Consider the following 20,876-nt stretch of genomic DNA (forward strand, 5'->3'; position numbering starts at 1 on the left):
TCATGACGCACATCTTCCTAATTTAATGACTATATATTTTTTATTATTTTGCCTTTTCTAAAGCAGCATTCAGTTTTAACACATTCACCTTCTCTGTTCCGAATATGCCCATAAACGGTTTTTCCACAGCTTTATCTACAATAGCTTTTACAGTTTCCTCACTCATTCCGCGAGCTTTAGCCACACGTTGTACCTGCACGTATGCGCAGGCCGGAGTGATGTCAGGATCCAGCCCGGAACCGCTGGCTGTGACCATTTCGGCAGGTACTTCCTTACGGCTCAAGTAAGGATGATGCTTTAAAAATGTATCAATCCGCGCTTCTACTTCAGCCAGATACTCCTCATTGGTAGGACCTTTATTGCTACCGGCTGAACTAGCCGCATCATAACCTTCACCGGCACATGAAGGACGTCCCCAGAAATAGATATCTTCCGTAAATGATTGTCCCACATTGGCTGCACCTACCACTTTTCCGTTAAGTTCCACCACCTCGGCATTGCCGGAATTAGGTCCGGCAAACTGAGCGAAAATCCATAAGACTAGTATATAGCATACTGAGAAAAACACACAAAAGACTAAGGTCAGTCTGAATGACTTTATAAAATTTTTCATTGTCGTTTACTTGTTAAAAGAATAATCCTACTACTAAATCTATTAATTTAATACCCACAAAAGGAGCAATAACACCACCTATGCCATATATCAAAAGATTACGACGAAGCAAGGCGGAAGCTCCTATCGGTTTGTATTGAACTCCTTTCAATGCCAGCGGAATCAGAATAGGAATAATGACGGCATTGAATATAACCGCAGACAAGATAGCACTCTCAGGGCTATGCAGCCCCATAATATTCAATGCAGCCAGTTCCGGAATGGAAAGCATGAACAATGCAGGAACAATGGCAAAATATTTGGCCACATCATTGGCTATGGAGAAAGTGGTCAGTGTACCACGTGTCATCAGCAATTGTTTACCTATCTCGACAATCTCTATCAGCTTGGTAGGATCATTATCCAAATCCACCATATTCCCTGCTTCCTTGGCAGCCTGTGTACCGCTATTCATGGCAACCCCCACATTAGCTTGGGCAAGGGCAGGAGCATCATTTGTTCCGTCACCCATCATGGCAACCAGTTTGCCGGCAGCCTGCTCTTTCTTGATATACTCCATCTTATCCTCCGGTTTAGCCTCGGCTATGAAGTCGTCTACTCCGGCTTTCTCTGCAATATATTTGGCGGTCAATGGGTTATCTCCCGTCACCATGACTGTTTTTACCCCCATCTTGCGTAAACGTTCAAAACGTTCCTGAATACCCGGTTTTATGATATCCTGCAATTCTATTACTCCGGCAATTTTCTTATTGACACTTACCACCAATGGAGTACCTCCATTACTTGTAATGGTTTGAATGATATCTTCCGTTTCTTTTGGGAAAGGGTTTCCGGCAGACAAGGCTATCTTGCGGATCGCATCAAATGCACCTTTACGGATTTCTGTTCCATCCTTCAAGTTAATACCCGAGCATTTGGTTTCGGCGGTAAATTTTATCATATGAGCACCATCGGTATTCAAATTACGCATCCGTAAACCCGATTCACGTCCCAGTTCAATAATAGATTTGCCTTCCGGAGTATCATCAGATACAGATGAGAGCAGGCAGGCTTCGATGAAAGCATGTTCATCCACTCCCTGAGCCGGATAAAAACGGGTAGCTTTACGGTTTCCTATAGTTATTGTTCCTGTTTTATCAAGAAGCAACGTATCTATGTCTCCGGCTGTTTCCACTGCTTTACCCGATTTGGTTATGACATTGGCACGCAAAGCACGATCCATCCCGGCGATACCGATAGCCGAAAGCAATCCTCCGATAGTGGTAGGAATGAGGCAGACAAACAAGGACAGAAAAGAAGCAATGGTAATGACAGTTCCCGTATAATCGGCAAACGGTTTAAGGGTGATACACACAATGACAAAGACCAATGTAAATGCTGCCAACAGGATAGTCAATGCAATTTCATTCGGTGTTTTCTGGCGGGATGCGCCTTCCACCAATGCAATCATCTTATCCAGGAAACTTTCACCCGGCTGGGTGCTTACCATTACTTTTATCTGATCGGACAATACTTTTGTACCTCCTGTTACTGAACTCTTGTCACCGCCTGCTTCACGGATTACAGGAGCGGATTCGCCTGTGATGGCACTTTCGTCAATAGACGCCAGTCCTTCGATGATCTCGCCATCGGCAGGAATTACATCTCCTGCCTCGCATACAAAAATATCACCTTTCTTTAACCGGGAACTACTGACAGTTTTCAAAGTCCCGTTCACAATCAATTTGGCAGGGGTTTCCTCACGAGTCTTCCTCAGGCTATCGGCTTGTGCTTTTCCGCGCGCTTCGGCAATAGCTTCAGCAAAATTAGCAAATAACAAGGTGATGAACAGGATTACGAAAACCCATAAATTATAAATAAATGAGCCTTGTGAATCATTAACGATAGAGTAGAGCATCACCAAGAACATAATAGCTGTACAAACCTCTACCGTGAACATAATCGGATTCTTAATCATCACTCGCGGATTCAACTTCACGAATGATTGTTTTATGCTGTCAATAACTTGCTCCTTCTGAAATAAAGAAGCTGATTTATTATCTTTCATATCTTCTATTAATATCGTTGTCTGTTATCAGAATTATAAACTCAAATGCTCGGCAATAGTGCTTAATGCATGTACCGGGAAGAATGATAGTGCGGCAACAATAAAAATAACCGCAAATGTCATCACACCGAATGTCACTGTATCGGTTTGCAATGTGCCGGCGCTTTCGGGAATAAATTTTTTCTTAGCCAGAATACCTGCTATGGCCACTTGACCTACAATCGGGACAAAACGTCCTAATATCAGCACAATACCACAAGAGTAGTTCCAAAACCATGTGTTATCACCCAGTCCTTCAAAACCGGAACCATTATTGGCGGCACACGAGGTGTATTCATAAAGCATTTCACTCAGACCATGATATCCGGGATTGTTCAGCCAGCCACCTTCACTTTCCACAAATGCAGGCGCATGAACAAACAGATAAGCAGCCAATGCCGTACCAACTAAAATGATAAACGGATGAAGTAGTGCCACAATGGAAGCAATCTTCATTTCACGTGCTTCTACTTTATGACCAAGGAACTCCGGTGTACGGCCTACCATCAACCCACTGATGAACACGGCGATAATAATAAATGTAAAGTAGTTCATCCATCCCACACCTACACCGCCAAACCATGTGTTGATCTGCATGTTCAGCATTTCCATCATACCCGAAAGCGGCATTGTTGAATCGTGCATACCATTGACAGAACCATTGGAAGTAACCGTAGTAGTAATACTCCACAAAGCAGTGGCGGCCGAGCCCAAACGTATTTCTTTACCTTCCATCGCGCCATTATCCTGCGCTATCCCCATTTCGTCAATACGTGGATTACCACCCATCTCCTGACTCACATTGATACAAACTCCTACCAGATAGGCAAACAGCATGACACCATATATACTATAACCCAATTTTTTACGTTTCAGATAGAAACCGAATGCAAATGCCATCGCCATAGGTATGATAAGGATAGACCAACATTCCACCATATTGGCAAAATAGGTAGGGTTCTCCAATGGATGAGAAGAGTTTACACCAAAATAACCACCACCATTAGTACCCAATTGTTTGATAGGGACAATAGCCGCCGTAGGGCCTTGTGATACATATTGTGTAGCTCCTTCCATGGTGGTCACCTTCATTTTTCCGTCAAAGCCCATCGGAGTTCCTTGCACAATCAGGATAAAGCCTACGACCAATGAAAGAGGCAACAGGACACGGGTACAACTTAATACCAAATAGTTCCAGAAATTGCCAATAGTCTGAGTAGTCTTTGCAGCCAGCGCTTTCATTATACCTGCCATGGCAGCCATACCGGTAGCGGCAGTAATAAACTGAAAGAGCATGATGACGAATAGCTGAGTAAAATAAGTCAGCCCACTTTCACCGCTATAATGTTGCAAGTTGCAGTTCACCATGAAACTGATACAAGTATTGAATGCCTGATGCGCAGTCTGACCGACATTTCCATCCGGGTTAAGCGGTAGCACACCTTGTGTAACCAACAGTACCATCCCCCAAAGGAACCAAAATAGATTTACCACCAGCAAGGCTCTCAAAAACTGTTTCCAGTTCATCTCCTCATTGGGATTGATACCACTCAGTTTGAACATAACCCGTTCAACGGGCTTCATAAAATCCGACCAAGTCTTTTCACCTTTATAAACTTTAGCGATATATTTGCCCAAAGGATAGCTGAGCACTACCATTAAGACAATTTGCGCTATAACACCTAAAACTTCAGTATTCATAACTCTTTATTTCTTAACTTACTTTTTTAAAACTTCTCCGGCTTGATGAGAACATACATCATATAGCCGAACATAATCAAACTAACTACAAATAATGCTGTGTACATAACTTGTTTCTCCTTTCTTTTTTTAGATCTTCTCGAACCAGTCTATGCATTTAAAGAAAAGCCAAAAGCAAGCTATGCCGCTCAAGGTACAAACTACAAATCCGATTGAAAATAAATCCATAATTCCTTTTTTTTAATTAATACTATTGTTAACTGTCACGTTATATGCCAATAGTGTGCCAAAGAAAAAACATGTAATGTATATACTTGTAAAACAGAATAATGCAATAAATCAGGAAGTAAAAGGAGAGGAGTATACCTTTTCAAAATGAAAAGAGATCAATATCAAAACAGGAAGATATTGAATAAAAGATGAAGGTGTGCCAAAATGAAATGCCCCCCGAAAGTTTTTTATCTGACTTTCGGGAGGCATTTCATTTTTTAATAAGAAAGAGAATTTAATAACGAGTCACTTTATCTGTATGTCCTTTCAAATATTCAAAGCGGTTGATTAATTTTCCTAATAATTCAGGGTATTTCTCTGCTAAATTATTTTGCTGGCTAATATCTTCTTTCAGATTATACAATTTATATCCGTATCCTAAACCGATAAATTCACCATCTTCTTTACTGTATGGATTATAATAAGGAGGAATCAATGCCCAATCACCTTGGCGGTATGCATAATTAAACATTCCTTCAATAACCAATTCTTTACGCCCTTCTTGACTCTTACCCAAAAAAGCATCTAATGTATTTTCGCTGTCCAATTGATCAGGATAAGTCTGCCCCAATAATGCGGCGAATGATGCTAACAAATCCATTTGACAAATAAAGGCATCGGAAACCTGCGGTTTTACCTGAGCCGGCCAACGTAGCATAAACGGAATTCGTGTTCCGCCATCAAACATACTGGTTTTACCACCACGTAACGGACCTGCAATCTTGTGGTCACCTACCAGCTCTTCTGCTTGATCTTTGTATCCGTCATCAAGTACCGGACCATTATCGCTAGTAAAAATCACGATAGTATTTTCCGTTAATCCCAACTTATCTAATTCTTTCAAAAACTCACTTACACACCAGTCTGCTTCCAAAATAGCATCTCCACGAGGCCCCATACCCGATTTCCCTACAAAACGTTCGTTTGGAACACGAGGCACGTGTGGTTGATGAAGTCCATAATATAAAAAGAATGATTTCTCTTTGTTGATATTTACAAATTGCTTGGCTTTATTCAAGAACAATTCTGCCATCTCTTCGTCTTTCCACTGAGCAGCTTTTCCTCCCTTCTGAAAACCGATGCGAGGCACTCCATTTACAATAGACCCTGCATGACCTACACTAGGATGCATACGAAGTAGCTCAGGGTTATTCTTTCCAGTGGGTTCACCAGGAAAATTCTTCCGATAATTTACATAAAGAGGATCATTAGGATCTAGCCCTACGACTTTTCCATTTTCAAGAAAAACACAGGGCACGCGGTCATTGGTAGCTGCTTGAATAAAGGAATAATCATATCCGATTTCTGCTGCACCGGGACTGACCTCTTTATTCCAATCTACATTTCCGTCTCCCAATCCGATATGCCATTTACCGACCGAACCTGTAACATAACCTGCCTGCTTCATCAGTTTAGGAAAGGTTATTTTTTGAGTATCAATAATTAAGGCTGCATTTCCGGGAAGGATTTTAGCATCGACATTGCTCCAAGGGTATTTACCGGTCATTACCGAATAACGACTGGGAGTAGAAGTTGCTGCTGTACAAAATCCTTGTGTGAAGCGAATGCCTTCATTGGCAATGCGATCCATTCCGGGAGTTTGGAGGCGATGAGCACCATAACAGCTTAAGTCACCATATCCCAAATCATCGGCAACTATCAAAATAACATTGGGGTGTTTATCCTTCTGTTCTTGTTGGGGCTGTAAGTTTGCAGTCATCGCAACCGTTGGCGAAAATGCACTTGCCATCAGGCCTAGAGTGTAACTGAATAATTTCATATCATAATAGTTTTAAGTGTTTTTCATTAAAGGCTTATACCGTATTCTTCTATCTTACGATAAAGCGTGGTCAGGCCTATTTTCAATAAACGCGAGGCTTCAGTCTTATTTCCTTTAGTATATTGCAGAACTTTAGTGATGTGATGTTTTTCCATAGCAGCCAGTTCAAATTCTGAATAATTTTTGCTAGTAAGCTCTTCTTGCTGGCTGTTTTGTATTTCAATGGGAAGGTCTTGCAAAGTTAATTGTTTATCACAAATAATCATACTGCGCTCTATCACATTACGCAACTCACGAATATTCCCTCTCCAATCAGCTGCTTTCAAAGCTGTCAAGAACTCCGGAGTCATTCCTTCCACTTGTTTTCCCAGTTTATTTGAAAAAAGCCGGATAAAAGTTCTCGCTAAGATTTCGATATCTTCTTTACGTTCACGGAGGGGAGGAAGATGTATCTGAAAAACGGAAAGGCGATAATAAAGGTCTTCACGGAAATTGCCTTGTTCTATTTCTTTTTTCAAATCACGATTGGTGGCGGAGATAATACGAACATTTACTTTCGTGGGCTTCGTGTCTCCTATTTTTATATATTCTCCTGATTCAAGCACACGGAGTAATTTAGCTTGCAATTCAAATGCCATTTCACCTATTTCATCTAGAAAGATAGTGCCATTATTAGCAACTTCAAATAAACCTTTCTTATCTTTCATCGCTCCGGTAAATGAACCGGCTTTATGGCCGAATATCTCGCTTTCAAGCAAATCTTTACTAAAGGCGGAACAATTTATCGCCACAAAAGCATTCTCTTTACGAAGGCTATTACGATGGATAGCTTGCGCGAAGACTTCTTTTCCTGTTCCGGTTTCTCCGGTAAGCAATACTGTGACATCAGTCGCTGCCACTTTCTGGGCTAAAGCGACAGTTTGTTGCATGCAGTTCGACTTACCTTTAATGGTTTCAAAAGAATAGGTATGCGCTTCTTCCGGTTTTGCTTTTTCTCCTATATTCTTTTTAGCTTGCTCCATGGCGCGACTAACGACAGGAATAATCTTATTGTTATCGTCTCCCTTGGTGATATAGTCGAAAGCCCCGTTCTTAATCGCCTGCACTCCATCAGGAATGTTTCCGTGAGCTGTTAATAAAATGATTTCCAGCTCGGGATAGAGCTTTTTCATAGTAAGAACCAAATCGACTCCGTGACCATCAGGCAAAAAGACATCACACAATGCCACTTGAGGAGTGTGCAGTTTCAATTGTTTTAAAGTCGATTGGCAATCAGTTGCTTGAAAGACCTCATAGCCTTCTAGTTCCATCATCCGTGAAAGGAGTTTTCGTATCTGCGGTTCGTCGTCAATTATCAAAATACTATCCATTTCCATTTTATTTGTTTCACAAAGATAGAACAAAATAGCGTCTCACAAAAGATTATTAAAAAAAATGTCCGATGAACAATTTTATATATTCTTTCGTTAAATAAAACGGAAGCTACTTCTTTATACCTCTTCACCTGCCCTATTCTTATTAATTTAAACTCTATATAAACAATGAATAAAATAGAAATTAAAAACTTATATCTTATTTTCGGTTCGGAAAAACAAAAAGCCCTTCGGATGTTGAAAGAAGGAAAAAGTAAAAATGAAATATTAAAAACTACTGATTGCACCATCGCTGTAAAAGACGCAAATTTAGATATCCATGAAGGCGAGTTCTTTGTTATAATGGGATTGTCGGGCAGTGGAAAATCAACACTGCTTCGTTGCATCAATCGGTTGATAAAGCCCACGAAAGGACAAATCCTTATCAATGGCAAGAATATTACCACAATGTCTGATAAAGAATTGTTGGATATGCGGCGCCACGAGATTTCTATGGTGTTTCAAAACTTTGGCTTGCTTCCTCATCGCAGTGTGTTGAGCAACATAGCCTTCGGATTGGAGTTGCAAGGTGTTTCCAAACAGGAACGTGAAAAGCAAGCAATGAAAAGCATGGAAATCGTCGGACTGAAAGGTTACCAGAATCAAATGGTGGGACAATTGTCGGGAGGTATGCAGCAACGGGTGGGACTAGCACGTGCATTAGCAAATAATCCTGAAGTATTACTTATGGACGAAGCTTTTTCCGCACTCGACCCCTTAATCCGCGTGCAGATGCAGGATGAAATGCTAACCATACAGTCTAAGATGAAAAAAACGATTATTTTTATTACTCACGATTTGAATGAAGCCATTAAATTGGGAGACCGTATTGCTATCATGAAGGATGGGGAAATAGTGCAAGTGGGAACTTCTGAAGAAATCCTGACTGAACCTGCTAATGATTATGTAGCACGTTTTGTTGAAAATGTAGACCGAAGTAAGATTATCACGGCAGGAAGCATTATGATAACTCGTCCGGCAGTCGCTCGTCTGCGTAAAGAAGGACCTGAAGTCTTGATTCGGAAAATGAAAGAAAGAGATATTACCGTACTTCCGGTGATAGATGAAAATGATAAATTGATTGGAGAAATCACATTGGAAGACACTGCTATTCTCCGACATAAAGGGATAAAATCCATCCAAACTGCTGTACTGAGTGAAGTACATTCCGTTACAGAAGATACTAAAATAGAAGACTTACTTCCATTGATTACCAAAACCAATTCCCCCATCTATGTGGTTAATGAAGAACGTGAATTAAAAGGATTGGTTCCTCTCTCATCCATTGTAGTAGAGATGACCGGAAAAGATAAAAACGAAATTAACGAACTTATTCAAAACGCAATCGAATTATGATAAATATCGGAAAATATATAGAAATGGCAATCAATTGGTTGACCGAAAACTTTACACTTTTTTTTGATGCAATTAATGTCGGGATAGGCGGGTTCATTGACGGATTTCAAAATGTATTGATGTGGATTCCTTTTTATATAACTATTGTGCTGCTGACTCTTCTTGCTTGGTATAAATCGGGGAAAGGAGTAGGGGTGTTTACCGTCTTCGGGTTATTACTTATTTGGAGTATGGGATTTTGGAATGAAACGATGCAGACACTGGCATTGGTATTGTCGTCCACCATTATTGCTCTGATTATTGGGCTTCCTCTCGGAATTTGGAGTGCCAATAGTCAACGATGCGATAAAATTCTGCATCCTATTCTCGACTTGATGCAGACAATGCCTGCTTTTGTTTACCTGATTCCCGCTGTCCTCTTTTTGGGATTGGGCACTGTGCCTGGAGCATTTGCAACTATCATCTTTGCTACGCCTCCGGTGGTACGTTTAACTAGTTTGGGCATTAAGCAAGTCCCCAAAAACGTAGTCGAGGCATCCCGCTCTTTCGGAGCAACTCCCACACAGCTATTGTTCAAAGTACAATTGCCTTTAGCATTACCCACCATCATGACAGGTATCAATCAAACCATCCTGATGTCACTCTCGATGGTGGTAATTGCAGCCATGATTGCGGCTGGCGGTTTGGGAGAAATCGTATTGAAAGGCATCACACAAATGAAAATCGGTCTAGGATTTGAAGGGGGGATAGCAGTGGTTATTCTTGCCATTATTCTAGACCGCATTACACAAGGATTTGGAAAACAAAAGAAAGGAAAATAAACATGAAAAGAATCTTTTATTTTTTATCTTTCCTTTTGCTGCTCACATCGTGCAGCGGAAAGAAGGATAATAAAACAATCAGCATAGGATACATAAACTGGGATGATGGCATTGCCCTGACCCATTTGGTGGAAGTGATTTTGGAACAGCAGGGTTATCGGGTGATACTGAAGAATGCCGACCCTGCACCCATCTATGCTACCATGGCTCGCGGAAAAGTGGATTTGCTGATGGATGCGTGGTTGCCTGCCACACAAGCAGATTATATGAAACAGTATGGCAAGAATCTGGAAATCCTTGGCGAGATTTATCGGAATGCCCGCATCGGATTGGTAGTACCGGATTATGTATCCATGAATTCCATTGAGCAATTGAATGCCAACCGTGAGAAATTTAAAGGGGAGATTATCGGCATTGATGCAGGGGCAGGTATTATGCATGCCACCGATTTGGCGATAGAGAAGTATAAGCTCAACTATAAATTGTTAGAATCAAGCGGTCCTGCCATGACTGCCGTCCTGAAGCGTGCCATTGATGAGCACCAATGGATCGTAGTGACCGGATGGACTCCTCACTGGATGTTTACCCGCTTTAAACTTAAATTTCTGGAAGATCCGAAAGGTATTTTCGGAAAGGTGGAAATAATTACTGCCATTGCCCGAAAAGGCTTTGGCAAACAGCATCCGTTTGTGGCAGAGTTAATAGGTAATATACACATGACCACAGATGAAATCAGTAGTCTGCTGAATGATGTCTCGCAAAATGAATATAATGAGAAAGAAGGGGCAGAAAAGTGGGTAAAAGAACATCAAAGTTTGGTAGATTCCTGGATACCAAATTAATTCTTTTTCGGAGAGATACCAGATACCTTTATTTTAAATAATAGCAAGAATATTTTTTTATGCAATCTACATTAGAACGAATTGTTTTTATCTCTATCTTTGCATTATTATAAAATATGATATGAAACATGAATGCAACTAAATCGAGATTGATTTTTCATCTTATAGCTATCGTAACTGTAATTATCTGGGGAACGACTTTTGTTTCCACTAAGATTCTCATTCAAAATGGCTTGACTCCTTCAGAGATATTCTTTTACCGTTTTGTTTTGGCTTATATCTGTATGTGGAGCATCTCCCGCAAGAAGTTTTTTGCCAATAGTATTAAGGATGAGTTTTTATTACTTTTAGCCGGACTGTGTGGAGGAACTATATATTTTCTTACTGAAAATACAGCACTGGGTATCACACTTGCTTCCAATGTATCATTAATTGTTTGCACGTCACCCATCCTGACAGCTTTCTTATCATATCTTTTTAAAAGAAATGAATCCTTTACGCGACATTTATTTTATGGCTCATTTATGGCATTAATAGGAGTAGGACTGGTAGTTTTCAATGGTAGTTTTATTCTCAAGATAAATCCATTGGGAGATTTCCTATCATTAATAGCAACTCTAATGTGGGCTTTCTACTGCCTTATTATTAAACAGTTAGATAGTCGGTATTCTACAGCATTTATTACTCGAAAAGTCTTTTTTTATGGAATAATGACAATATTGCCTGTTTTTTTATTTCGTCCATTGCATTGGGATATTTCCTTGATGCTACAACCTGTCGTTTGGGGTAATCTATTCTTCTTGGGTATCATTGCTTCCATGTTTTGTTTTATCTCTTGGAATGCTTGTGTAAAAGAACTGGGTGCGGTACAAAGTACTAGCTACATTTATATCGTTCCACTGGTAACATTACTTACCTCAGCCATAATTATAAATGAGAAGATTACTGTAATAGCATTATCCGGTTGTTTCCTTATATTATGTGGCGTATATTTGGCAGAAAGAAAAATATCCTTTACATTTAGTACAAAATCCAAAGTATATGAATGAAATAGATAAAATGCGTAAAAGTGAATTGGCTGATATGGAAAAGCCAGAAATACAAGCTAGTTTTATCCATGCCAAAAAGTTATTGGCCAAGATGAGAACAATGACTATTTATGATGAAGATTTTCGTCAAATATTAGAAGAATTGGTGCCGAATATCCCTATTACTTCCATCATTTGTCCGCCTTTTTATTGTGACCATGGCACCGGTATCAAATTGGGAGAACATGTATTTGTCAATTCTAATTGTACTTTTTTGGATGGAGGATATATAACTATCGGTGCCCACACCCTTATCGGCCCCAACGTACAATTATATACTCCACACCATCCTATTGATTATATTGCAAGAAGAGAAACCAAAGAATATGCTTATCCTATAACAATCGGTGAAGACTGTTGGATAGGAGGAGCTATTATCTGTCCGGGAGTAACTATTGGAAACCGATGCATTATTGGAGCCGGTAGTGTTGTTACAAAAGATATCCCGGATGATTCTATTGCCGTAGGTAATCCGGCTAAAGTTATTAAGAATTTAAATTGAGATTAAACAGAGAATGGTACCATAATCTATGATCCATTCTCTTTACTTTATTATCCGATATACACATTTACACATAAAAACAATCGATCGTTCCCACCTTCGGTTTCAAAATCAATTTTATCTTCACGAGCCAACCAGCCAATGGCGGCATTTAAATCTCTATCAGACAATCCGACCGCCTCCTTCAATTCAGAATAGCTCCATCGTTTATTATTATTTAGAAGCTGCCAAACTTTTCCGGCATTTAAGCCAATTAAATTCTTATTCATTTTGAACTTTCATTAAATAGGTTAATAATAGAATGCTTAGTTATTTGTCGTGAAAATAGCATTTTATCATGTAAAAAGCTAAATTTTATATATAAATTTCATTTAAATGACGTTATAATTTAACATTATTTTCTTTTAGATTTCATCATTTCTCATTTAGTAGTGTTATTGATAGAGATGATAAGTCCCTTTTACAAAAATCTTATCTGTCTTTATTAAGCAAAACAGAATTTTATTTGTTATTGCATAAAACAAAATAATCAATAATGAATAAAATAATACCAGTACTTGTAGCGGTAATAATTTGTTTTAGTGTGGGAGTCATGGCTTCATATTTCCAGGTTGATGCTATTCAAACATGGTATCCATTCTTAAATAAACCATTATTAACTCCTCCTAATTTTATATTTCCTATTGTGTGGAGCATACTTTATTTTTGTATGGGGATATCGATAGGACTAATATGGAATACTAAACATAGAAAAAGGAAAATATTGAGATGGCTTTTTAGTTTTCAACTATTACTTAATTTTACATGGAGTATTTACTTTTTCTACTTTCAAAATCCGTTTCTGGGATTTATAGATATACTACTTCTTGATATATTTGTCATATATTATATGATGAAAAGTTATTCAATAAAGAAGATGAGCTCCTTATTATTTATTCCTTATATATTGTGGCTACTACTTGCCACATATCTGAATGGATATATAATGCTATATAATTGATATGTATATATTATAAGAAAGGTTCCGACTTATCACAAGCCGGAACCATCATCATTCTACATACTAACTAAAAAATTATCTTATCACTTTTCCATCTTCACTGAAGTATCTAGTAGTTTCTTCCAAACTACTAGTCAAGATAATCACTTTATAGATTCTGCTTCCATCAGCACCATAGGATAAAAATGCCTGTTTTATCATGGCACCTTCACATGCCAAAGTATCCATGATCGTTTCGGGAACATCATTCATATAGATTTCAATAAAATCGGGAGATTTCTTTACAGTTTGTTCCTTCTTTGCATCTTTTACACCTTCTGCGAATACAACTGACGTGCCTAATCCTAATACCACTGCTAATAAAACTAATACCTTTTTCATTATTTCTCGTTTTTAAATTAATTTGTTGTCGATATATAAGCAAGTTGCGTGCCAAAGTTTTGAAGATATTAATAATATATTGATAATAAGGTGCTTAATTATATGTATGCTTTTGAAGGAAGTGTGGAAAAATGATTTTAGCTCTACAAAATTGTAGAATAATTCCACATATCAAGTGTGGAGTGATTTCCTATAAAACTAAAAAAGTCACTGATGGCAACAGTAACCATCAGTGACTCATCAAAGGTTGCTTTATTAAAATTGAAAAAATTTCTTTGCGTTGTTATATGCAATGTCTTCTACCATCTGATTAACGCGTTCCATTTCGCATACGGGTATTTCACCGTTTTCTATATCATTGCCTAATAAGTTACACAAAGTGCGACGGAAATATTCATGACGAGGGTAGGATAGGAAAGAACGTGAATCTGTCAACATACCTACAAAACGACTTAATAGTCCTAATAATGATAATGCATTTATCTGCTTTTCCATACCATCTTTCTGGTCTAGGAACCACCATCCTGAACCAAACTGAATTTTGCCCGGAATAGTTCCATCTTGGAAATTCCCTACCATAGTAGCAATAACTTCATTAGCACAAGGATTCAAATTATAAAGAATAGTCTTAGTCAGTTTTCCTTCCATATTCAGGCGATCAAGAAATTTTGCCATTGCCTTAGCCGTAGTAAATTCACCGATCGAGTCAAAACCGGTATCAGGACCGAGGAGCTTGAACATCTTGGTGTTATTGTTACGGATAGCACCATAATGAAACTGCTGAGTCCAACCTTTCTCCCAATCCATTTCGCCCAATATAACTAACATGGCAGATTTGAATTTCAATATTTCTTCTTTTGTCAATACCTGTCCGCTATATACTTTATTAAAAATAGTTTTAATTTCAGCATCGGTATAATTTTCAGCATAGAATTCTTCAATGCCATGGTCAGATAATTTGCAGCCTTGTTCTGCAAAGAAATCATGGCGTTTGTGCAAGGCCGAGACCATATCATCAAAAGAAGAAATAGTAACACCGCTCACTGCCGATAGCTTTTCCATATATGTGCGAAAATCACTAGGAACCTCTACTGCCATAGTTTTGTCAGGACGCCATGTAGGAAGCATTTTTATTTCGAAACCACTTTCACGTGTTTTAATATGATATTCCAAAGAGTCAACAGGATCATCAGTTGTACAAACCGTTTCTACATGATAACGGCGCATCATACCACGTGCAGAGTATTCTGGTTGTTGCAGTTTCTCATTACATTCCTCATAAATTTCGCGGGCAGTTTTCGGATTTAATATTTTATCAATACCAAAAGCCGTTTTTAATTCCAAATGGGTCCAATGATACAGTGGATTGCGAAAAGTATATGGAACTGTTTCAGCCCATTTCTCAAATTTCTCCCAATCAGAGGTCTCTTTACCGGTACAATAACGTTCGTCCACTCCGTTGGTACGCATGGCACGCCACTTATAGTGATCACCTCCCAGCCAGATTTCGGTCAGTGACTTGAACTGATAATCATCGGCTACCATTTGAGGAATAAGATGACAGTGATAATCAATAATGGGCATTTTAGCTGCATGTTCGTGATATAATTTCTGTGCTGTTTCTGTCTGAAGCAAAAAGTTTTCATCCATAAAGTTTTTCATAAGTAGTCTTTTTAATATCTATATAATTGTTGTCTATTTTAACCTGTATCCAAGCATGGTATTTGAAAAGATATACAAGAACGTTTATTTAAAGTTATCAACTGTTATCGAACACGAAGTTAGAAGTTTTATTTGAAATAGCAAAATGATTCGTATATTTCAGCTGATATTTAAATATTTTAAATGATTACTGTTTGAATAGTAAATAAAGAAATATTATCACTTAATGCTGTTATGTAGTACTATGAATATACCATTAATTATCATAACCTTTACAAGGTGTAAATAATTTCTATGGGGAAGTTTGGTTATTTAACCTAATCTCCCTATTTTTGCTTAAATCAAATACGAAATAAAATGGAAAAATACGAATTCAGAACCAAGCAACCTTTGTGGGTATGGATACCGATAGCTTTCATCCTTATATTTGCAATAATATATGTAGGTATGACAAAAAAGTATGAATTAGGAATTATATGGCTGATTTATGCTATCATTACATTCTTGGCCGGTCATTTTACTTACACTATTACGCCAAACTATTTTATATATAACCCCGGATTGGGAAAAACAAGGAAATTCCCATTGGCTAATATCACAGAAATAGAGAGAAAAATGTCAAAGAATGAAGAAATAAGATCTATTATAGTAAGATATTCTGAGGATAAAATTTATCATAATTTTTTTGAGATTAAAGGACATAATGTTAATGTTAAAGCCATTTTAGATGCTATTCAGGACTATTATCCTACCGTTCTAATTCGTTAATGATAATTATCAAAGAAAAATAAAGAAATACCGATTTTGTTAAACTATAAATACTAAGAAAACTAATATCTATGAGAAAGTTATTATTTTCCATAGGAACATTATTATATACTGTTACCTGCATGGGAACATCGAAAAAGGAGTTACCCAATATTCTATTTCTTTTAGTGGATGATATGCAGCGGACTTGCATTCATCACAATGGTTGTGAACAAGTAAGTACACCCAACATTGATCGTATTTATCAAAATGGTATCTCATTTCATTCTACTTACACCAATGGCTCGTTGGGAGGCGCGCTTTCTATGCCTAGTCGTGCCATGATTATGACCGGTAGAGGAGTTTTTCAGATAGTAAAGGACGGACAAGTAATTCCTGAGCAACACGTTACATTACCCGAACTGCTGCGTCAGCATGGATATATTACTTTCGAAACCGGAAAATGGCACTCGGATTTCGCATCCTTCAACCGCTCTTTTTCTAACGGGGAAAATATATTCTTCGGAGGAATGCACACTTATGAAACAAACGGCCATGTAGAGCCTCGCCTGAATCATTATGATTCTAGTGGAAAATATCGAGAAAAGTTTACCGGAGATAAATTTTCCTCTGAAATGTTTGCTGATGCAGCTATTGCTTTCCTAAAAAAACAGAAGAACGGCAAACAACCGTTTTTTGCTTACGTGGCCTTTACTTCTCCTCATGATCCTCGATTGAAACATCCTGACTACGGTAAACATTATGAAGCGGATACCATTACATTGCCTATCAACTTTCTGCCACGTCATCCTTTTGATACGGGAGATATGAATGTGAGGGATGAAATATTAAGACCTGTACCGCGTACTGAAGAAGCCATAAAAAAGGAGATAGCAGATTATTACGGTATGATTAGTGAAGTAGATACTCAGATCGGTCGTGTATTACAGGCACTGCAAGAAAGCGGACAACTTGACAATACGATTCTGGTATTTGCTTCTGACAATGGTTTGGCGGTAGGTCAACACGGTTTGTTAGGCAAGCAGAATTTATATGATCACAGTGTTCGTATTCCTTTGATTATTTCCGCACCCGGAATGGAGAAAGGGACGCAACGAAATGTATATTGTTATCTATCGGATGTATATCCTACCCTATGTGATTTAATAGGCATCCGTCCGTCTTCTTCCGTAACAGGAAAATCATTGCTGCCGGTGATGAAAAAAGAAGAAAATACGCATCGTGACCATCTCTTTCTTGCCTACAACAGCATTCAGCGCGGTCTTGTGAAAGACGGTTGGAAATACATCATTTATAATATTAAGGGAGAGAAGAAAGAACAGCTTTTCAACTTGAATGAAGACCCATGGGAAATGGTGAATCTTGCAGAGATGCCGGCTTATGCTTTCTTGAAGAATGCTTATAAACGATTACTGAAGGAAGAAATGAAAAAGAACAATGATTTCTGTAATCTGGATGATTTCTATTGGTGGGGTAAACCAGGAATGATTTCCTGGGACGAATCACTGAAACTTTATGTAGAACCCTAATCAGGTCGGATACACTAATCTCAACTTTGGGAATGTGTCAAAACAAAATGACCTATCCCACCGTCAGCTGTAGGGGCAGGGGTTGCCCGAAGACACAAAACAAACTGTTTTCGGGCGAGCGAACCTCGTCCCTACGAGCTAAACGACAGCATTATCCACGTTTTGACCCCAAACTAACAATCATCACTAATATTATCGTTTGCACAATGTCTTAAAATCACAATAAGTACATTTCTCTACAATCTCCGTTTGAGTAAAAGGTATTTCCGGGTTAAATATATCCTCCAGCAACACTTGCAACCGCTCTCTGAATTCTGTTTCATATATGCTGAAGTCTTCCACAGGTTCTTTGGGTTTACGAGATTCTCCCATTTGAATAACCGGAGAGTAAGTTTCTGTCGCTGCCCGATGAATATAAAGCAAGGAAGGAGCGACCTTTAATGGCTGTTTCCGACACATAATGGCAGCATAAAGAAATGTTTGGAACACATAGTTGGAGCGTTTTTTAGCCGGCGTGAAGAGGGATTCCACGTTGGGAGGAGTGTCCGCATCACCACCGGTTTTATAGTCTACGATTCGCAATGTACCGTCTTTGCTGTCCAAACGGTCAATAATACCTCCAATACGCGATTTTATAATACCTTTCGGAGTCTTAATTTCGATATCCTCCTGCACAGGCTGTTCGGAACCCACGAAAGTAAAGGGCGTATAGCGCAAATCATTCTCCAACAATTGTTTCAGATACCTTGAGATAACAGCAGAATTTATTAACTGCACACCATTATATTCAGGCTTTTCATCTTGGGATACATTAAAGAACAGTTCTTTAAAAGCAACATCCACATAGTCTTGCAGTTTTACCTCATTATGAAGAAGTACCTCCAATGTCTCTTTGTCAATTACATTGTTATGTGCTGTCAAATCTTTATAAATATTCTCGGCTGCCAAATGGAAAATACTTCCGAATGTGGCAGAGTCTATTTCTGCACTGACTTGCTCAGGAGCTGAAAGTTCGGCTACATAAATATAATAGAATTTCAGCGGACAATCCAAATAATAATTAAGTGCCGAGGGAGAGAATTTGGCTTTTTTATTAATACGAATATCAAACACGTTTTGCATCTTTCTCATTACTTCCGGTGTTTTGGGGATAGTAATGGAAAGTGTACTTTGTGGTGATTGTCCTGTTTCCAAATATTGACGTATAATGGGGTGAGGCCATTCAATCAAGAATTGTAACATAAAGCGGCTCCATTCTCCACGATTAAGTCCATCAGAACTGGTATTGTATAATAAAGTAACTTTTTCGGCACGTTGCAGTAGTCGATAGAAATAATAAGCATAAACGGCTATCTTGTGCTCAATGGTAGTCATGCCAAACGCTTTACGTAAATTATAAGGTATGAAAGAAGAATCTCCTCCTGATTTGGGTAACTGACCTTCATTAACCGATAACATGATCAAATGGCGAAAATCCAAGTTACGTGTTTCGAGTACTCCCATTATCTGCATCCCAATGGCAGGCTCTCCGTGAAAAGGTATATTGGTAGCCGATAACACTTTAACCAACAAACGCCGTAATGTTTCCGGCCGAACTGTCAGTTCTCCTTCTTCTATTAAAGTACGGAATCTGCTGACTGTGGTATATGCCTTAAAAAGTGACTCACGATAAAGGTCTTCTTCAGTTTCATTTCGATAAATACCGGCTATTTGCTGCAATATTTCAGATATACGGAGACACAAACTTAGGTTACTGCCGGATGGCGGAGTGAATAATAGAGTAAGAAATTCATCTCTTTGCAATTCACCGGGTAACGGATAAAAACGATTGTGCTTGGTCAGTTCTTTTTCCAATGATTCGGAATTGGAACTCAATTGACGAGTATAAGGATGTTTCAGCAGAGTGACAACCGATAGGTATGTATAACGTCCGCTATGTTGGTTATACCCGTGAGTATGCAACTCCAGCAATGATGTAAGAAAGCTATATACAGGGGTTTGAGATAGAGGGAATCCCATAGTAATATTCACATGTTTTACTTCATCAGGCAAGGAATGAAGCACAGGTTGAAGTAATGCTTCGTTACAAAGGACAATAGCAGTTTCCTTTTCTTGCTTTGTCAAGTTTTCACGTATCCATGCAGGCAGATAACGGGCTTGTGCATTTTCGGTAGGCGCGGCAATATAATGGATTTCTTTGGGACGTGCTAGAGTATTAAATAACTCAGCAGGCAGGGGAGAAGGAAAATCACGCAAATTGCGGCGAATAAATTCTCCGGCTTCATGAGGATATGGTTCGTCAGCATTCACAAAAGAGTGAGAGCTCATGTAAAACTCATCATAATCCCAATAAAAAATTGCTTTTCCTGCTTCTTGCAACTTTTTAAATAAAGTCTGCTCTACTTTATTCAGTACATTAAAACCTATAAATACATATCTTTCGTAAGGCAATGCCTCTACATCCAAATGTTCAATTACATGACGATAAAGCATTCCTTCGTATGCAATTCCCCGGGATGAAAGTACTTCGTGAAATTTTTTGTAAATATTCCCCAAAGCATCCCACATGGAGATGAATCGCTCTTTCAGCACTGTGCGGTGCTCAATAGAGAAATTCTGAAAAAACTGTTGGATAGCTTCTTCCTGCTCATTGTTGAGGAAGGTATAATCATCCATGATATTTTTCAGGTCTTGCAGATTAGTGAACAAGTTATCGGTGTCCACCATATTTTTATCAGCATCATCAAAATCACTGATAAGCATCTCCCCCCAAAAATAGAAATCATCCAAAGTTTCTTTGCTTTGAGTTTCGTGAAGGAATACTTTATAGAGTTCGCATACCAACTTGACCGGATCGCCCACTTCCCATGTAGAAAGGCTACGGAAAAGTTCACTAATGCTCACATAAGTCGGTGACCAAATTGGTGTGTCCGACTGTTCCGCCAAATGCTCATTAAAAAACAAACCGGCGCGTTTGTTAGGAAATACCACAGCAGTATGCGCTAAGTCACCTTGAGTGCGATTATACAAATCTGTTGCTACGAGTTTTAAAAAGCTTTCCATGA

Annotated in this window: 18 protein-coding genes; 8 read left to right on the forward strand and 10 right to left on the reverse strand. The window is 38.7% G+C overall.

The features are described from left to right. Positions 1–43 precede the first annotated feature (43 nt). The 6 genes from HMPREF1534_RS12820 to HMPREF1534_RS12800 form a co-directional block, all read right to left on the reverse strand. Positions 44–613, reverse strand: a complete 570-nt coding sequence (locus tag HMPREF1534_RS12820; RefSeq protein ID WP_005938554.1) for a K(+)-transporting ATPase subunit C — start codon at positions 611–613, stop codon at positions 44–46. A gap of 13 nt (positions 614–626) precedes the next feature. Continuing rightward, positions 627–2,660, reverse strand: a complete 2,034-nt coding sequence (gene kdpB / locus HMPREF1534_RS12815) for a potassium-transporting ATPase subunit KdpB (protein ID WP_005852468.1) — start codon at positions 2,658–2,660, stop codon at positions 627–629. Positions 2,661–2,693: 33 nt separating this feature from the next. Beyond that, the gene (gene kdpA / locus HMPREF1534_RS12810) at positions 2,694–4,400 is read right to left on the reverse strand and encodes a potassium-transporting ATPase subunit KdpA (protein ID WP_005841245.1); all 1,707 of its coding nucleotides are present in this window, start codon (positions 4,398–4,400) and stop codon (positions 2,694–2,696) included. A 26-nt stretch (positions 4,401–4,426) separates the two neighbouring features. Beyond that, positions 4,427–4,507 carry a potassium-transporting ATPase subunit F gene (locus tag HMPREF1534_RS19715; protein WP_074783379.1) on the reverse strand — a complete coding sequence of 27 codons (81 nt, stop codon included), beginning with the start codon at positions 4,505–4,507 and terminating at the stop codon, positions 4,427–4,429. A 398-nt stretch (positions 4,508–4,905) separates the two neighbouring features. Then, a complete protein-coding gene (locus HMPREF1534_RS12805) occupies positions 4,906–6,450 on the reverse strand; it encodes a sulfatase-like hydrolase/transferase (RefSeq protein ID WP_005938560.1) in 1,545 nt (514 codons plus the stop codon). Between the two features lie 26 nt (positions 6,451–6,476). Next, positions 6,477–7,820, reverse strand: coding sequence for a sigma-54-dependent transcriptional regulator (locus tag HMPREF1534_RS12800; RefSeq protein ID WP_005938563.1), 1,344 nt, complete (start codon positions 7,818–7,820; stop codon positions 6,477–6,479). A 171-nt stretch (positions 7,821–7,991) separates the two neighbouring features. Between HMPREF1534_RS12800 and HMPREF1534_RS12795 the strand changes: the two genes are divergently transcribed. From HMPREF1534_RS12795 to HMPREF1534_RS12775, 5 genes are all read left to right on the forward strand, one after another. Further along, entirely contained in the window at positions 7,992–9,218 is a 1,227-nt protein-coding gene (locus tag HMPREF1534_RS12795; protein WP_005938565.1) for a quaternary amine ABC transporter ATP-binding protein, read from the forward strand. After that, positions 9,215–10,039, forward strand: a complete 825-nt coding sequence (locus HMPREF1534_RS12790; RefSeq protein WP_005938568.1) for an ABC transporter permease — start codon at positions 9,215–9,217, stop codon at positions 10,037–10,039. Before HMPREF1534_RS12795 ends, HMPREF1534_RS12790 begins: the two co-directional genes overlap by 4 nt. A gap of 2 nt (positions 10,040–10,041) precedes the next feature. Next, complete coding sequence (locus HMPREF1534_RS12785; protein ID WP_005938571.1) at positions 10,042–10,881, forward strand: glycine betaine ABC transporter substrate-binding protein; 840 nt, start codon at positions 10,042–10,044, stop codon at positions 10,879–10,881. Positions 10,882–11,009: 128 nt separating this feature from the next. Continuing rightward, a complete protein-coding gene (locus HMPREF1534_RS12780) occupies positions 11,010–11,930 on the forward strand; it encodes a DMT family transporter (RefSeq protein WP_005938574.1) in 921 nt (306 codons plus the stop codon). After that, positions 11,923–12,471 carry a sugar O-acetyltransferase gene (locus HMPREF1534_RS12775; protein WP_005938578.1) on the forward strand — a complete coding sequence of 183 codons (549 nt, stop codon included), beginning with the start codon at positions 11,923–11,925 and terminating at the stop codon, positions 12,469–12,471. Before HMPREF1534_RS12780 ends, HMPREF1534_RS12775 begins: the two co-directional genes overlap by 8 nt. Positions 12,472–12,521: 50 nt before the next feature. Here HMPREF1534_RS12775 and HMPREF1534_RS12770 read toward each other — a convergent pair whose 3' ends face one another. Next, entirely contained in the window at positions 12,522–12,740 is a 219-nt protein-coding gene (locus tag HMPREF1534_RS12770) for a winged helix-turn-helix domain-containing protein (RefSeq protein WP_005938580.1), read from the reverse strand. Between the two features lie 266 nt (positions 12,741–13,006). Between HMPREF1534_RS12770 and HMPREF1534_RS12765 the strand changes: the two genes are divergently transcribed. Further along, a complete protein-coding gene (locus tag HMPREF1534_RS12765; RefSeq protein ID WP_005938582.1) occupies positions 13,007–13,471 on the forward strand; it encodes a TspO/MBR family protein in 465 nt (154 codons plus the stop codon). A 75-nt stretch (positions 13,472–13,546) separates the two neighbouring features. On the opposite strand, the gene HMPREF1534_RS12760 is transcribed toward HMPREF1534_RS12765, so the two are convergent. Together HMPREF1534_RS12760 and uxaC are read right to left on the reverse strand one after the other, a co-directional pair. Next, positions 13,547–13,852, reverse strand: a complete 306-nt coding sequence (locus HMPREF1534_RS12760; protein WP_005938584.1) for a hypothetical protein — start codon at positions 13,850–13,852, stop codon at positions 13,547–13,549. 255 nt (positions 13,853–14,107) lie between these two features. After that, on the reverse strand, positions 14,108–15,514 hold the full coding sequence (uxaC, locus tag HMPREF1534_RS12755; protein WP_005938586.1) for a glucuronate isomerase: 1,407 nt from the start codon (positions 15,512–15,514) through the stop codon (positions 14,108–14,110). Positions 15,515–15,871: 357 nt separating this feature from the next. Between uxaC and HMPREF1534_RS0118900 the strand changes: the two genes are divergently transcribed. After that, positions 15,872–16,282, forward strand: a complete 411-nt coding sequence (locus HMPREF1534_RS0118900; RefSeq protein WP_018452844.1) for a hypothetical protein — start codon at positions 15,872–15,874, stop codon at positions 16,280–16,282. A 71-nt stretch (positions 16,283–16,353) separates the two neighbouring features. Beyond that, complete coding sequence (locus tag HMPREF1534_RS12750) at positions 16,354–17,811, forward strand: sulfatase-like hydrolase/transferase (protein ID WP_005938591.1); 1,458 nt, start codon at positions 16,354–16,356, stop codon at positions 17,809–17,811. A 192-nt stretch (positions 17,812–18,003) separates the two neighbouring features. Here the strand turns inward: HMPREF1534_RS12750 and HMPREF1534_RS12745 are convergent, their stop codons facing one another. Further along, the gene (locus tag HMPREF1534_RS12745) at positions 18,004–20,874 is read right to left on the reverse strand and encodes a PD-(D/E)XK nuclease family protein (RefSeq protein WP_005938594.1); all 2,871 of its coding nucleotides are present in this window, start codon (positions 20,872–20,874) and stop codon (positions 18,004–18,006) included. Positions 20,875–20,876: the final 2 nt, after the last annotated feature.

Source organism: Phocaeicola massiliensis B84634 = Timone 84634 = DSM 17679 = JCM 13223 (assembly GCF_000382445.1).
Taxonomy (GTDB): domain Bacteria; phylum Bacteroidota; class Bacteroidia; order Bacteroidales; family Bacteroidaceae; genus Phocaeicola; species Phocaeicola massiliensis.

Excerpts from the sequence above, each read along its gene's own strand:
- uxaC (WP_005938586.1), bottom strand. The coding sequence starts at position 15,514 with ATGAAAAACTTTATGGATGAAAACTTTTTGCTTCAGACAGAAACAGCA.
- HMPREF1534_RS12795 (WP_005938565.1), top strand. The coding sequence starts at position 7,992 with ATGAATAAAATAGAAATTAAAAACTTATATCTTATTTTCGGTTCGGAA.
- HMPREF1534_RS12805 (WP_005938560.1), bottom strand. The coding sequence starts at position 6,450 with ATGAAATTATTCAGTTACACTCTAGGCCTGATGGCAAGTGCATTTTCG.
- kdpA (WP_005841245.1), bottom strand. The coding sequence starts at position 4,400 with ATGAATACTGAAGTTTTAGGTGTTATAGCGCAAATTGTCTTAATGGTA.
- HMPREF1534_RS12745 (WP_005938594.1), bottom strand. The coding sequence starts at position 20,874 with ATGGAAAGCTTTTTAAAACTCGTAGCAACAGATTTGTATAATCGCACT.
- HMPREF1534_RS12790 (WP_005938568.1), top strand. The coding sequence starts at position 9,215 with ATGATAAATATCGGAAAATATATAGAAATGGCAATCAATTGGTTGACC.
- HMPREF1534_RS12750 (WP_005938591.1), top strand. The coding sequence starts at position 16,354 with ATGAGAAAGTTATTATTTTCCATAGGAACATTATTATATACTGTTACC.
- kdpB (WP_005852468.1), bottom strand. The coding sequence starts at position 2,660 with ATGAAAGATAATAAATCAGCTTCTTTATTTCAGAAGGAGCAAGTTATT.
- HMPREF1534_RS12765 (WP_005938582.1), top strand. The coding sequence starts at position 13,007 with ATGAATAAAATAATACCAGTACTTGTAGCGGTAATAATTTGTTTTAGT.
- HMPREF1534_RS0118900 (WP_018452844.1), top strand. The coding sequence starts at position 15,872 with ATGGAAAAATACGAATTCAGAACCAAGCAACCTTTGTGGGTATGGATA.
- HMPREF1534_RS19715 (WP_074783379.1), bottom strand. The coding sequence starts at position 4,507 with ATGTACACAGCATTATTTGTAGTTAGTTTGATTATGTTCGGCTATATG.
- HMPREF1534_RS12775 (WP_005938578.1), top strand. The coding sequence starts at position 11,923 with ATGAATGAAATAGATAAAATGCGTAAAAGTGAATTGGCTGATATGGAA.
- HMPREF1534_RS12760 (WP_005938584.1), bottom strand. The coding sequence starts at position 13,852 with ATGAAAAAGGTATTAGTTTTATTAGCAGTGGTATTAGGATTAGGCACG.
- HMPREF1534_RS12780 (WP_005938574.1), top strand. The coding sequence starts at position 11,010 with ATGAATGCAACTAAATCGAGATTGATTTTTCATCTTATAGCTATCGTA.
- HMPREF1534_RS12785 (WP_005938571.1), top strand. The coding sequence starts at position 10,042 with ATGAAAAGAATCTTTTATTTTTTATCTTTCCTTTTGCTGCTCACATCG.
- HMPREF1534_RS12800 (WP_005938563.1), bottom strand. The coding sequence starts at position 7,820 with ATGGATAGTATTTTGATAATTGACGACGAACCGCAGATACGAAAACTC.
- HMPREF1534_RS12820 (WP_005938554.1), bottom strand. The coding sequence starts at position 613 with ATGAAAAATTTTATAAAGTCATTCAGACTGACCTTAGTCTTTTGTGTG.
- HMPREF1534_RS12770 (WP_005938580.1), bottom strand. The coding sequence starts at position 12,740 with ATGAATAAGAATTTAATTGGCTTAAATGCCGGAAAAGTTTGGCAGCTT.